Annotated in this window: 17 protein-coding genes; 9 read left to right on the top strand and 8 right to left on the bottom strand. The window is 61.0% G+C overall.

Annotation, left to right across the window (positions count from 1 at the left end; translation table 11 throughout):
- Positions 1-39 precede the first annotated feature (39 nt).
- The 9 genes from LPJGGPFB_RS28105 (at position 40) to LPJGGPFB_RS28065 (ending at position 6973) form a co-directional block, all read left to right on the top strand.
- On the top strand, positions 40-483 hold the full coding sequence (locus LPJGGPFB_RS28105) for a hypothetical protein (protein ID WP_173423219.1): 444 nt from the start codon (positions 40-42) through the stop codon (positions 481-483).
- A gap of 33 nt (positions 484-516) precedes the next feature.
- Positions 517-1179: a hypothetical protein gene (locus LPJGGPFB_RS28100; protein WP_173423218.1), complete on the top strand. Its 663-nt coding sequence runs from the start codon at positions 517-519 to the stop codon at positions 1177-1179.
- 83 nt (positions 1180-1262) lie between these two features.
- Positions 1263-1559: a hypothetical protein gene (locus LPJGGPFB_RS28095; protein WP_173423217.1), complete on the top strand. Its 297-nt coding sequence runs from the start codon at positions 1263-1265 to the stop codon at positions 1557-1559.
- Positions 1559-1939, top strand: a complete 381-nt coding sequence (locus tag LPJGGPFB_RS28090) for a hypothetical protein (RefSeq protein WP_173423216.1) — start codon at positions 1559-1561, stop codon at positions 1937-1939. The genes LPJGGPFB_RS28095 and LPJGGPFB_RS28090 overlap by 1 nt, the downstream gene beginning before the upstream one ends.
- 395 nt (positions 1940-2334) lie before the next feature.
- Positions 2335-3447, top strand: a complete 1113-nt coding sequence (locus LPJGGPFB_RS28085) for a phage major capsid protein (protein ID WP_173423215.1) — start codon at positions 2335-2337, stop codon at positions 3445-3447.
- Positions 3448-3452: 5 nt separating this feature from the next.
- Positions 3453-3797 (top strand): hypothetical protein, encoded by a 345-nt coding sequence (locus tag LPJGGPFB_RS28080; RefSeq protein WP_173423214.1) that lies wholly within the window; start codon positions 3453-3455, stop codon positions 3795-3797.
- Entirely contained in the window at positions 3794-4111 is a 318-nt protein-coding gene (locus tag LPJGGPFB_RS28075; RefSeq protein ID WP_173423213.1) for a hypothetical protein, read from the top strand. The genes LPJGGPFB_RS28080 and LPJGGPFB_RS28075 overlap by 4 nt, the downstream gene beginning before the upstream one ends.
- 48 nt (positions 4112-4159) lie before the next feature.
- Positions 4160-4630, top strand: a complete 471-nt coding sequence (locus LPJGGPFB_RS28070) for a hypothetical protein (RefSeq protein WP_173423212.1) — start codon at positions 4160-4162, stop codon at positions 4628-4630.
- Between the two features lie 3 nt (positions 4631-4633).
- Positions 4634-6973, top strand: a complete 2340-nt coding sequence (locus tag LPJGGPFB_RS28065) for a phage tail length tape measure family protein (RefSeq protein ID WP_173423211.1) — start codon at positions 4634-4636, stop codon at positions 6971-6973.
- Between the two features lie 70 nt (positions 6974-7043).
- On the opposite strand, the gene LPJGGPFB_RS28060 is transcribed toward LPJGGPFB_RS28065, so the two are convergent.
- The 8 genes from LPJGGPFB_RS28060 to LPJGGPFB_RS28025 all read right to left on the bottom strand — a co-directional run bounded on the left by LPJGGPFB_RS28060 (position 7044) and on the right by LPJGGPFB_RS28025 (position 13161).
- Positions 7044-7247 (bottom strand): helix-turn-helix domain-containing protein, encoded by a 204-nt coding sequence (locus tag LPJGGPFB_RS28060; RefSeq protein ID WP_173423210.1) that lies wholly within the window; start codon positions 7245-7247, stop codon positions 7044-7046.
- Complete coding sequence (locus tag LPJGGPFB_RS28055; RefSeq protein WP_173423209.1) at positions 7244-7468, bottom strand: hypothetical protein; 225 nt, start codon at positions 7466-7468, stop codon at positions 7244-7246. Before LPJGGPFB_RS28055 ends, LPJGGPFB_RS28060 begins: the two co-directional genes overlap by 4 nt.
- 157 nt (positions 7469-7625) lie before the next feature.
- Positions 7626-7934 carry a hypothetical protein gene (locus LPJGGPFB_RS28050; protein WP_173423208.1) on the bottom strand — a complete coding sequence of 103 codons (309 nt, stop codon included), beginning with the start codon at positions 7932-7934 and terminating at the stop codon, positions 7626-7628.
- The gene (locus LPJGGPFB_RS28045; protein ID WP_173423207.1) at positions 7931-9169 is read right to left on the bottom strand and encodes a tyrosine-type recombinase/integrase; all 1239 of its coding nucleotides are present in this window, start codon (positions 9167-9169) and stop codon (positions 7931-7933) included. The genes LPJGGPFB_RS28050 and LPJGGPFB_RS28045 overlap by 4 nt, the downstream gene beginning before the upstream one ends.
- Positions 9170-9586: 417 nt before the next feature.
- On the bottom strand, positions 9587-10486 hold the full coding sequence (locus LPJGGPFB_RS28040) for an ABC transporter ATP-binding protein (protein WP_173423445.1): 900 nt from the start codon (positions 10484-10486) through the stop codon (positions 9587-9589).
- Positions 10487-10491: 5 nt separating this feature from the next.
- Entirely contained in the window at positions 10492-11295 is an 804-nt protein-coding gene (locus tag LPJGGPFB_RS28035; RefSeq protein ID WP_173423206.1) for an ATP-binding cassette domain-containing protein, read from the bottom strand.
- On the bottom strand, positions 11292-12182 hold the full coding sequence (locus LPJGGPFB_RS28030) for an ABC transporter permease (protein WP_173423205.1): 891 nt from the start codon (positions 12180-12182) through the stop codon (positions 11292-11294). The genes LPJGGPFB_RS28035 and LPJGGPFB_RS28030 overlap by 4 nt, the downstream gene beginning before the upstream one ends.
- Before the next feature lies 1 nt (position 12183).
- Entirely contained in the window at positions 12184-13161 is a 978-nt protein-coding gene (locus LPJGGPFB_RS28025; RefSeq protein ID WP_173423204.1) for an ABC transporter permease, read from the bottom strand.

Genomic DNA, 13161 nt, shown 5'->3' with positions numbered 1-13161 from the left:
ACAAGTCACCCTCTGTCCAAAGAGAAGAAAGGGAAGAAGATGACGAAAGCATCGGCAACAAGGCGGAAGGAACGACTACAGCGGCGGAACGGACTCCGTGAGTTCAGGCAAGCCGACGCCGCCATTCGCAGCCAGAAGAAACAACCGCTCTACACGTTCGAGATTTATGACGCGTTCACAGCCATCATCCACCCGGACCCCGCCATCGCCAGCGCAACCGCAAACTATCTCAACGGCGTGTTTCGAGCGGCACGCGGTCTGATCGATCCGATGAGTTGCTACGTCTGCGACCGGGCTTGGGAGTGGGAACGATTCTTGCCCGTCTCTGTCGGTTTCGTCATGGGGGATCATCTTGGCGACCATGCCGTCGTCATGGGGGTTTGCCCGAAGTGCAGCGGCAAACACGATCTCATCAGGAAACAGGTCGAGAAGGACTTGAACGCTACCGAATGCGTTGTCGCGCCAGACATCGGCCACGCATGACACGGCAAGCATCATCAACCAAGGAGGAAGAGCATGAGTTCCCTAATGACAAAAGGCGAACGCGAGGAACTTCAACGCCTCGTGCGCCAGCGTGAGAAGGTGATGAAGTCCGCCGCCAAACAGCGCAGCCGCGAATTGCTCGCCGACTTCGAAAACCAGATCAGCGCCGAGTACGCCTTCGACGACGACAAGGTATGGGCCGAGGCCGTCCGCATCGTCGAACCTGAAATCAAGAAGGCGCAGGAGGCCGTCGCACGCCGTTGCGTCGAACTCGGCATCCCGCGCCAGTTCGCCCCCAAACTCGGTCTCACTTGGGCAAATCGCAGTTACCACAGCAGCGTGAAGGAACGCCGAGAGGAATTGCGATTGGCGGCGAAGGCGCAGGTTGCTGCACTCGAAAGCAAGGCCGTTGTCCAGATCGAACTACAGTCGGTCGAGGCGCAAACCCAGATCGCTATGGCCGGGCTTACATCAGAAGCGGCTCACGCTTTCCTTGCGACCTTGCCATCGGTCGATAGCCTGATGCCGGAACTCAGCTATGAGGCCATCGCGGGCGAAAGCGATCCGCCGATCATCGAGCAAATCCTGACACCGAATGCCATCCGCCAACGTCGTTACCGCGAGAAACAGAAGGCGTTACGTGACAGCGATGTAACGTTACCGAGCGTCGCAGACGAAAGCCAAGCTGATGCCTGACACGGAAGCGGCTGGCGAGTTTCCCCGCCAGCCGCAATGGCAAATCGTGATTGTGTATGCGTTCCAACAGGGAGGAGGATACCATGAACAAGGAAGAGCGGATAAGCCTGTTTGCGGGCGTCATGCCAGCGGTGCGCGCAGCACTCACCCTCGACGGCAACGACGCGAAGTTCGAAGCGTGCTGGACCGCGACCGATCCTGACGAGTTCATGCCGAAGCTCGAAGCCTTTGCCATCGGACTGGGGTTGAGCGCCTATCGCTTCTATCCGCACCAGTCGCCGAAGCTCACAGCCCGGATCGCTGCCGATGTGAAGATCGTCAGCCATCGCATCGGCTGGCATTGGACGATGTGGCGCGTCAAGGCGAGAGGGCGCGCGTGATGAGCACCGATGTAACATATTCTAGAAAACGTTACATATCGGTCTGTGTCGGTTGCGACCTGCTCTTTGAGACAGTGCGCAAGGATCAAGTGACATGCTCCGGCGCATGCCGCGTCAAGGCGCACCGCAACGGCGCGCTGAAAGCGTTGAACGCTCACGCCAAGGCTTTCAAGGTTCCACGCTGTGGCATTGGCTTCAGCCGCGCCATCGGGCTGCTGCGGCCTGACCTTCGCAAGCAGGTCGCATCTGGTGAGGTCGATATGATCGATATCATGCCGGACCTGTGCGACGCCTTCGATGAGCTTGCGAGGCAAGTGCTGGAACACGTGATGCAGGAGCGGAATGAATCCGGTGATGCAAACCATCAATTGAGGGTTTGAACCTAGTCCAAATTCGGACGAGGTTCCGCGAGCAAGACGCAAATTTGCAGCTTGATCCATCAAAGTCCAAATTCGGACTCTGATCGGGGCACGGCCAGATTGAGGGGGGGCACATTAGATCGCCAAGAAGTAGTACCTACGGGACCGACGCCCTAATCGAGAATTCGTTCGCGGGATATTGGAAAAGGGGTTATATCCGCCCGGATATAACGGTTCTATCCCCCCTAACCACCCTCGAACGTCCCGCCAACGGGACCTTTCCCCTCTCAACTTACCCAAAATGTAAGCAGAACCAATGATTTAGCCGTGCTATCCTCGTGTCATGTCCATATGGGCAGGTGCCTGGCGCACGAGTTCCCGCTCTTCCGCCCCCTGCCGTGTCAGGGGGTTTTCGTATGTCGTATCAGGACGATCTCACCATCATCAAAAGCCTTGTGATCGGCGTCGAGAAGCGGCTTCGGCGCGGCATCGATCCGAACAGCGCATGGCGCGACGTCCAGCGCAACCTTGTGAAGGGCATCGTCGCCAGCTTGCAGGACTCAAGCAAACCGGGCTCGGCGAATGAGCGGCTGAAGGCGATTGCCGAACGGTTGACGAAGGGGCTGAAGATCAAGGCGGCGGTTTCACCGGCCATGACATCGGTCCCGGCGTGGGCCGGTTCGCTGGTCGACTCGGAAATCTACCTGCCTGCTCTGGCGCTGTTGTCGCCGTCTTCTGCCTTTGCGCAGCTGGCCGTTGTCGGCAACACCGTGGAACTCGGCAGGAAGGAAATGCTCATCCCTGATGCGCAGGTCGAGGATGAACCGCTGCCGATTTTCGTCGGCGAAGGCCAGCCGATTGCGGCGCGCTCTCAGTTCCTCAGCAACAAGAAGCTCGTGCCGTTCAAGGGCGGTTTGATCTCGATCGTGACGGACGAAATGCTGCGCCGGACGGAAGCGACCGTGCTCTCCATCGTCGGTCGGCTGCTCGAAGTCGATATCAAACGCGGAGTCGACAAGGTTCTGCTCGGCGCTGCTGCTGCCGATGCGGTGCAGCCGGAAGGTCTGCTGCACAATGCCGTCGTGGTGACCGCCTCGACCTCGACCGATAGCGCCGTCGCATCTGCTGCCGACGTGGCCGCACTGGTCGCGGCGCTCACGTCGCCAGCCGCACCGGAGAAGCCCGTCCTGCTCGCCAGCCCGGCAAGGAAAGTGCTGTTGGAAATGCTGCATCCCGGCTTGGCGGTTCCGATCATCGGCAGCGAGTTCGTCGGCGAAACGGTGCTGGCTGCTGTCGATGCGAGCGAGTTTTTCGTCGGCGGCAATCCTAGTTCGTTCGCGGTCGATGTGACGACCTCTGCCGTTGTGCATGAGGACAGCACGCCGTTGCAGATCGTCGATGGTAGCGCCATCGCCGCGAGCCCGTCGCGGTCGCTTTTCCAGACCGCTTGCACCGGTTGCATGTTGCTTGAAGACGTCTCGTGGCTGCTGCTGAAGCCAGCCGCGCAGATCACCGATGTCGCGTGGTGACCGCCATGAACATGATCCACCGGAACGGTCGCGTTGAACCGAAAGAGCGTGAGGCACCGGCCAGCAAGCAAACGCTCAACCGCTTCGCCGCCTTCATTGGCGAGAAGTTCAGGGCGTTCGAGGCCTCGACGCTCGCCAGCCTCGACGGCAGGTTCGCCGGGCTTCGGCGCGACTTCATCACTTCAGCGAGGTCGCGCGCATCCGAACTGGCGCGCACTGAGGTCGATGGCCGGATCGAAGCGGCGCTCGAAAGCCATCGCGCCGAGCGGGTCGCGTTGCAGCGCCAAGTCGCGCAATTGCGCGATGAGGTCGAGAAACTACGGCAACAGATGGGGAGTGAATACCGATGAGCGAACCAGTGAGGATTGCACCTTTTCCGACCATGACCGGTGGCGTGCGCCACGACGTTCCGGTTCTTCCGAGTGAACCCGGCGAGTTGACATTTGTCATCGTCAACAGCGGCGCAGCCATGTTCATCAAAGGCAGCGAGGAGGGTTTCATCACCACCGAAACGCTTCCCCTGATCGATGCCGTCGAGCAAATCGAAGCCTTCATCGCAAAACTGAGGTCGAGCGGCGCGATTGAGGCGTCGGCGGCGCTCAAGGCGGCGCGTCAGGCGTCAAACGTGGTCGGGCTGGCATCTCACGTCACCCGCGACAGCTAACGCGCGTCTACGGGCTTCTATTGATCGAGCACCTATCGGGTAATTCAAATGGCGCGTACCAGGTTCATCGGCAGGCAGAAGGTTCTCGACGCCTTCAATCGCATCGACAAGAACATCGTGCCGGAGGTCGCCAAGGTGCAGGTCGAGGCGGCGGAAATGGTGGCCGAGCGTATCGCCAGTGTCGCACCCCGCCAGTTCGGCGACTATGCCAATTCGATCCATGCAGTGAAGCTTGCCGACATCACTGCCGAACAACGGGCGGCTAGTTTCACCGCGTCGCAGACCACCGATCCGAACGCGACCGGCGTCATCGGCGACTTCATCTGGAAATTCCTCGAATATGGCACGCGGTCGCATGCCATCGGCAAAGGCTCTGTCTTGAAGACAGGCAAGCAGTCGGGCGGTCAGCATCCCGGCATCGCGCCGCAGCCGCACGTCCGCCCCGTATTCCGGGCATCGCGCAAGGATATCCGCAGGATGATGGGCAAGGCGCTCCGTAACGCGCTGAAGAAGGTTTAGATCATGGCCGCGTCACTCACCGAAAAACTGATGCTGGAAATCCTGGCGGATAACAGGCAGCTAAAGCGAGCGCTGAAGGATTCGCAAAAGGCGACCGACGACACGACGAAGGCGATCGAGAAGGATTGGAAGAACACCGACAAGGTGATCGACCGGACGTCGCAGCAGATCAGCAAGTCGATGGCGAACTCGACGCGCAACCTGACATTTCAGTTGCAAGATGTCACAACCAGCCTCTTGTCGGGCGCATCGCCGTTCATGGTCATGAGCCAGCAAGCGTCGCAAGCTGGTGTTGCAATACAAGACCTTGCCAAATCGGGCGGGCTCCTGAAGGGAATCGGCGCGTCGCTGGCGGGCATGCTCTCACCCGCGACGCTCGGCGTCGGCGCGTCGATTTTGGCTTTCGGATATCTGATGCAAGCAGCCGAAGGGTATTTCAACGAGGCCGAAGAGGGCGGCGAAGAGGCGAAGAAGGCGATGGAAGAGCAGCGCAAGCTGATCCATTCAGTCGCCAGCGAATACGCCACCTCAATGCCGCAACTGAAGGCGTGGAACGATCAGGTCGAGCGGGCCGCAGAGGCAGAGAAGAAACGCAAGGCCGCAGCGGCTGGTGTCTCTGAAGCGCAGGCGCGGTCAGCCGAGGCGATGGCTGCTGTCAACGCGCAGATGGAAAACGCGGTCGCGCTGTTCAACAAAACCCCGAAGATGAAGGAAAAGCTCGCTCCGGTCATCGAGGCATGGGAAACGCTGAAGCGAAAGATCGCCGACCAGACGGCGACACTCACCGATGTCGAGCGCTTTCAGGCGCTGTTCAACGCGACCGTCGCCAAGCTGCCAAACCAGAAGATTCGCGACTTCGCCGCCATCTTCGAGAACAGCGTCGTTCCGGCGTTGACGGCGGCGGTCACGGCGATGTCGAATCTCGTGCAGGAAGCCAAGGGTCTCGACAACCTCGACAGCAAGCTCGAAAGCCTGACAAGCCTCCGCGAGGCCAGGCGCGACGCGAATATCCGCGACCGCGACATCGCCAACGGCCCTTCGACCGGCTACCTGCAATCGAGGGCGGTCAGCACGAAAATCCGCGCGGCGATCACTAAGTTCGACGGCGACTTCGCCGACAGCCTCGCCGAGTTGTTGAAGGAATTTCCATCCATCAAGGTCGTCTCCGCCTTCCGTTCGTTTGAGGAGCAGAGGCGCATCTATGACAGCGGTGTCCGACCAGCCGCCAAACCCGGAACCTCGCTGCATGAGAAGGGGCTGGCCGCAGACCTCAACTTCGGCGGCATGAGCGCCGACGAGATCAGACGCGTGCAGAGCCGCGCGCGCGACTTCGGTCTCAACTTCCCGCTTCCCGGCACCGATGCCGGGCACGTTCAGTCGATGCGACCACGCATGGAAGCCGAGCAGCAAGCCGCAGACAAGGCGACGGAAAGCCTCAGAAACCAGCGCGAGCAATACGACCAGTTGCTCGCCTCGATCAACGCCAAGACCGAAGCCGCGACGCGTGAGAACGTCGTCAACACCGACTTGTCGAAAAGCGAGAGCGACCGCACGGCGCTGATCGAACAGGCGCGCATCGTCGAGGAACTGAACACGGCGGCGAAGGCGGCGGGCCTTGTCGTCGATCAACAGTTGATCGACAAGCACAACGAAATTGCCGCAGCCATGGTCGCCACCGGCATCGCCGCGCAGGGGCTCGCCGAACAACACCGGCAACTGGCGCAGGCGCGCGAGCAGGACCGTCAGGCGCAGGAGCGCTACGCACAGGCTGTCACTCAGACCGCCAAGGTCGCCGTCTCAGGTTTCGTCAACGATTTGAGGAACGGCGTCAGTGCCGCCGACGCTTTCCGCAACGCGCTCGACCGGATCGTCGACAGCATGATCAACACGGCGATTGAAACCATGTTCGCGCAAGACGCGTTGGGTGGGCTGATCAAGCAATTTCTCGGCTTCGGCGGCGGCGGCATCGTCAAAGGCTTGCCATTCCCGGCAGCGCCGACCATGCACAACGGCAGCAAGACGGGTGGTGTCCGCTCCATGCGCAGCGGGGTTTCACCGGCCATTTTCGCCAACGCGCCGCGCTTGCATAATGGTCTGATGCCCGACGAGTTCGGGGCGGTCCTTCAGAAAGGTGAAGTGGTCATTCCGAGGAGTACCGTTCGGCGCGGCGGCATGGGCAATACGACCAGCATCTCGAACGATATCAAGATCGATGTCGCGACCGGGCTTGTGACCGCCAACAGCGAAGATGCGCGCGATCTCGGCAACCGGATCAATGTCGCGGTCCAAGCGGTGCTTGTCGCTGAATCAAGGCCGGGTGGACTGCTGAAGCAAGGAAGATAGCGACCTGACCGGAGCATGAGAGAGCCGCTTCAGTCGGAAGGATGGCCGGGTGTTTGGCTATGCCCGGCCATCATCCCTTCACCCGGTCATGGAAATCGCGCAGCTTCTCGAAGGTTGACCATAGCGGGGCGGTCGCTTGCCCGACCGATGCGCGCCAGACGGTATTGTGTGAGACACCGCATTCCTTCGCAATCTGCCGGGGCGAATAGCCGAGCTTCTGAAGGTCGGCGACCAGACTTTCCATCAGTTGCGCGCCGGTCGGTTCACGGTTCATCTTGGGCCGCGCCGCTCGTATTGCCGGTCAAAAGCTTGCGTCGCCTTCAGCCAATTGATCAACTTTACCCGGCGTCCGGCATCGGCGACGATGTGATCGAGGGAATGGCGGGATTGCCCGGATAGGCCGAGACGGCGCTGGATCACCGACGCCTCATAGCTCTGCTTCAAGGCGTTGTAGGCGGCGCGGGCTTGTTCGATAGAGGGAGTCGTTTCGCTCATGCGGCAAAGATAACGCTTGCGGGCTTGTCACGCTAGATATGCTCAAGGCAAGCAAAAGGCCGGATGATTGGGCACCCGGCCTTCGCTTTTCCCACCATGAAGCCTCAGTGAAAAGGCACCCGCAGTGTCTCATGGTTGGGACGGAAAGGCGAGCACCCTATTGCTCGCCGGAGGCCAGTAAAGCCGCGCTCATGCAGATGTAATCGACCGTAAAGGACAGTCCCTTGTCGCTGAACTTCTTCGCTTGCCGCTGGCAAGCAGCTTCCGGGCTCTTCCAATAGTTCTTGTCGGCGAACGCCGCCTTGCAAGCGCGAACGATCCGATTGCGGTCGGCACTGGAAACGGTCGGCTGCAAGTTTTCCGACGCTGCTTCCCGACAGGCGTAATCGGAATTGGCGCTCGCGGGTGCAGAGAACGCCGGAACCGGTGCAACAGCGACCAGAGCGGCGGCGATGATCAGTTTCATTTCGTTTCTTTCTTGAACGGGATGACATCGGCACCGCGAACGATGCGCTCGACCTCGACCGACCAGCGCAACAGGGCGTCTTCTTTCAAGTCGAGGGGGTCATGCTTGTTGTAGGTCCGCGCGATCCTTGAGCCGACCGCGTGGTTGAGCACCAGTTCGACGACGTAGGGATCGACACCGATCCGGCCCATATGCGTCGCGGCGGTGCGGCGAAGGTCATGGAAGGTCCACGCTTCAGGCGGCTCCTGATCCTCTTCAGCGGCAACCTTGGCGATCTCGGCGTCGAGGTCGCGCTTCGCCTTCGAATAGGACCAGAGCGCTTTCTCTCCCGTCGTGGTGAAGGCCAGATCGGAGAAGTTGATGACCGGGCGCGACAGGAAGATATCGGCAAGCATGGCCGGGATAATCAGCCGCTGCTCGACCTTCGTCTTCACCCGTTCCTTCGGGATGGTCCAGAGGGTGCGATGATTGTCGATGGACTTGAACTCGGAGAAGCGCGCGGCACCGACTTCCATCTTGCGCTGACCGGACAGGATCAGGGCGCGCACGATGTCGCCATAGGCACCGCCAAGCCGCACAGCGCCGAGCCAGACGAGGCGAAGCTCGCGAAGGTCGAGCACCCGGTCGCGTGGCTCTTCCTCTGTCAATGGCTCCATGCGGGCGATTGGATTGACATCGAGGATGCCACGGTCGGCAAGCCACGTCAGATAACCCGACAGCGCTTCCTGAAATCGGTTCGCCATGGTCGTCGCGCCACGGTCATAGACGCGCTGGATCGCATCGGCATAGTCGCGGCGGCGCAACTTCGTGACCGGCGTGTCGGCGTGGTACTTCTCGAAATCCTTCTTCAGGATGCGCTTCTGTTCGTAGCGGGTGCGAGCCGACTTCTTCGATAGCCGCCGTTCGTCATAGGCCTTGAGCGTGGCGGCGACGGTATCGGCCTTCGCCTCTTCTTCAGCGGCCTTGCGCTCCTTCTCGACGATACGCGGGTCTTTGTCAGCCTCGACGAGGGCGGCGGCTTCACCAGCCAGCTTGCGCGCTTCACGAAGGGAGATGGCGGGATATCCGCCGAAGGTGAGTTTCGCACCCTTGCCATTCAGCGAGAAGCGATAGGCCCAACTCTTCGAGCCGGACGGCTGCACGACGATATAGAGATTTTTCGCGCCGGTATCGGCGATCTCCTGCCGATTTGGCTTCGGCTTCAAAGCCTGTATTGTCTTGTCCGTGAGAAGCATCTTGTCTTACCCCGTCTACCCTAGGGGTAAGAAATAGGCGTGTCTGCAAATGATGTCAACTGTACGGTACTGTAATGGTCAACTACCCGGAATATATGGGTTTGAAGCGTGTACGCGATATCGAATGTTTAGGTTTGGGGTAAGAAGAAACGAGAAGATTCCTTCGCTCGTCACAGGAATCTAGCCCACCCAAGTCCCTGGGTGGGAGGGTATCTTGATCTGACGGACGTCAGCTCGCTGGATTCCGGCACAAGGCCGGAATGAGGGAGAATTGAGTAAGGCTGTCGGCAGACATGCATTCTCAGGGTTTGCGCCCGTGCTATGGAGAATGCCCCGTTCGAATGCGGGGCGCGTGCTGTTTCGGCACTTTGCGAAGATGGCTTAGCCAGAGGCTGACCACCGGCCGTCGCTGCCGGCTCAGGCGGCGCGAACGAAGTGATCGCTGTCGACCTCGACGATCCTGTCCTGCGTCATCGCCGATTTGCGCCGGATCTCCTCCACATCCTCCGGCCGCAGCCGCACGCTCGGGTCGTCGAAGCGGATATCCGGGTCGGGAACCGCGGAAAGCAGGAGCTTCGTATAGGGATGGGCGGGATTGTCGATCACCTTGCCGACATTGCCCCATTCGACGATCTGGCCGGAATACATCACGGCAATATCCTCGGCGACATAGCGCGCCGTGGCGATGTCGTGGGTGATGTAGAGCAGCCCGAGCTTCATCTGCTGCTTCATTTCGCTCAAGAGATTGAGCACCCCGAGGCGAACGGAGACGTCGAGCATCGATGTCGGCTCGTCGGCGACGATCACCTCCGGCTTGGCGGCAAGCGCGCGGGCGATGTTGACGCGCTGGCGCTGGCCGCCGGAGAGTTCGTGCGGGTATTTCGGCGCGACAAGGTCGGGATCGAGCTTCACCTGCTGCAGCAGCGCCCGCACCGTCGCGTCGATCTCCGACCGCTTGATGTCAGGGCGATGCAGCAGCAGCGGCCGCTTCAGATGATAGGCGATGGTGTGGGCCGGATTGAGCGAGGCGAACGGATCCTGGAAGATCATCTGCACCGCGCGGCGGTAGTGGGCCGCTTCGGCGGCATTGCTGCCTTCGACCGGTTGACCCTTGAACAGGATCTTGCCTTCCGTCGGCAGATATTCGCGCATCGCCATGCGGGCACAAGTGGTCTTGCCGCTGCCGGATTCGCCGACAAGCGCAAGGGCGCGACCGGCATGCAGCGAGAACGAGATCGATCGGGCAGCGCGAACGGCGCCTGGCCCGTTGCCGAAGGTCTTGGTGACATTGTCGAGAGCGAGGATCGGGGTCTGCATGCCGGTCATAGCAGGACACCTCCATGGAGAGAGGGGAAGGAGGCCCAGAGTTTCTTGGTATAGTCGTGCTGAGGCGATCCGTAGATCGCTTCCGCCGTGTTCTGCTCGACGAGCTTGCCGGCAAGCATGATGCCGATGCGGTCGCAGAACTGTACCATCAGGCCGAGATCATGGGTGATGAACAGCACCGCGAAGCCGAGGCTGCGGCGCAGTTCGTTGATCCGCTGCAGGATTTCGCGCTGCACGACGACGTCGAGCGCGGTCGTCGGTTCGTCCATCACCACCAGCCGCGGATCGAGCGCCAGGCAGATGGCGATGACGATGCGCTGGCGCATGCCGCCGGAAAATTGGTGCGGGTAATCACGCATGCGGTCTGGGGCAATGTCGACGAGCTTCAGCATTTCCGCGGTGCGGTCGCGGGCCTCGGCGCGGCTCATGCCCTTGTGGGTCTTCAGGACATCATAGAATTGCTGCTCGATGCGCAGCACCGGATTGAGCGAATTCATCGCGCTCTGGAACACCATTGCGACTTCGCGCCAGCGGAAATCGCGCAAGCCCTTGTCGTCGAGATCGAGCACGTTGCGGCCGTTGAGCAGGATGGTGCTTTCGCGCCGGATCAGCGCCGGCGGTTTGTGCAGCCGGCTGATGGCAAAGGCGATGGTGCTCTTGCCGCAGCCGGATTCGCCGGCAAGTCCGAAGACTTCGCCCGGTGCGACATCGAAGCTGACGTTGTCGACGGCGCGAAAATCCTTCTCCTCGCCGATATAGTCGATCGTCAGGTTTTTCACCGATAGCAATGGTGCGGTCACAGGCGACCCTCCCCGGAACGAATGAGCGCGGACCAGCGTCCTAGGCGGTTGCCGGTGCGCAGCCTGGGATTGGCGATTTCGTCGACGGCGAAATTCAGAAGCGACAGGCCGATGCCGAGGAAGGCAAGCGCAAAGCAGGGCGTGAGAATGTCCCACCACGCGCCGACAGAGAGGGCCGAGGCCTTCTGGGCGGCATAGAGCATAGTGCCCCAGGAGACGACCTTCGGATCGCCAAGGCCGAGAAACTCAAGGGTTGCCTGGGTGATGATCGCGAAGATGACGCTGCCGATGAAGTTGATGCCGACGATCGAGATCAGGTTGGGAAAGATCTCGAAGGTCATGATGCGCCAGCGTGGCTCGCCCATCATCTCCGCCGACTTGACGTAGTCCTTCTGCTTGACGGACAGCGTCTCGGCGCGGGTGACGCGCGCGCCCCAGGCCCAGGATGTTCCGCCAAGGATCAGCGCGATGACCCAGGGGCTCGCCTGACCGATGAAGGCGGCGAGAACAAGCAGCAGCGGCAGGTTGGGAACCACCAGCACCATGTTGGTGAAGAAGCTGATGACCTCGTCGACCTTGCCGCCGCGATAGCCGGCCAGAATGCCAAGCGCGGTGCCGACGATGGTGATGAGCAGGCCTGCACCGAAACCGACGGCCAACGAGGTGCGGGCACCATAGATCAGCCGCGTGAACACGTCCTGGCCGATGCGGGTGGTGCCGAGCCAGTGGGCGAGCGACGGGGCCTGATGCGGGCGGCCGACGCGCGCGCCCGGATCATAAGGGGTCAGCAGCGGTGCGGCGAGTGCTACAACGAGAATGAAGGCGATGATGGCGACGCCGACAAGGGCCTTGCGGTTTCGGATCAATCCGAAGGGTTGGGACTTCATCTCACGCCCTCTTCAAGCGGGGGTCGAGCAACACATAGCTGACGTCGACGATGAAATTGGCGACGAGCATGGTCGCGGTCATGATCAGAAGCTGGCCCTGGATGACAGGGTAGTCGCGGGCAAGGATCGCCTGATAGAGAATGTTGCCGAGGCCCGGATAGTTGAACACGACTTCGGTAACCAAAGAGCCGCCGAGGATCGTGCCGATGGCGATGGCCAGGCTCGACACGGTCGGCAACAGCGCATTGCGCGCCGCATACCAGAGCATCACATGGCCGTCCGACAGCCCCTTCGCCCGGGCCATGACGATATAGTCCTCGCCGAGCAGGTTGATCATGTTGTTGCGCATGGTGACGGCAAAGCCGCCCGTCAGCACCGTGCAGAGCGTCAGCATCGGCAGCAGGCCGTGATAGAGCACGCTGCCGATGTATTGCAGCGTGAAGGCCGGGTCGAGCGCCGGGTCGGCGGCGTAGCCTGTCGGGAACCAGTTGAGTGTAAAGCCGAAGAAGAAGACGACGATCAGCGACGTGACGACGGCCGGAACCGAGGTCGCGAAGATCGCGCCGACGGAAACGATGACGTCGAAAAGGCTGCCGCGACGCCAGGCGGCGAGAATGCCAAGAAAGGTGCCAAGCGTGAAGCTGATGATCGTCGCCGTGCCCATCAGGCCCACGGTCCAGACCAGTGCATTGCCGAGAACCGTCGACACCGGCAGCGGGAAATACTTGATCGAGCGGCCGAGATCGCCGCTGAAGATGCTGCCGAGATAGGTCAGGTATTGCTGCCAGAGCGGGCCGTCGACGAAACCGAAGGTCAGTTTCAGCGCCTGCAGGCTTTCAGGCGGCAGCTCCGCGCCCGCGCTCGAAAACATGATCTGCACGGGATCGCCGGGCATCAGTCGCGGCAGGAAGAAATTGATCGTCGCCGCCGCGACGAAGGCTGCCAGATAGAAGCATAGGCGGCGAAGCAGGAAAGCCAT

Origin of the sequence: Ensifer adhaerens, from assembly GCF_013283195.1 — a bacterium.
In the GTDB taxonomy this organism is placed as follows: Bacteria; Pseudomonadota; Alphaproteobacteria; order Rhizobiales; family Rhizobiaceae; genus Ensifer; species Ensifer adhaerens_G.
This window is presented reverse-complemented; position numbering and strand designations above follow the sequence as displayed.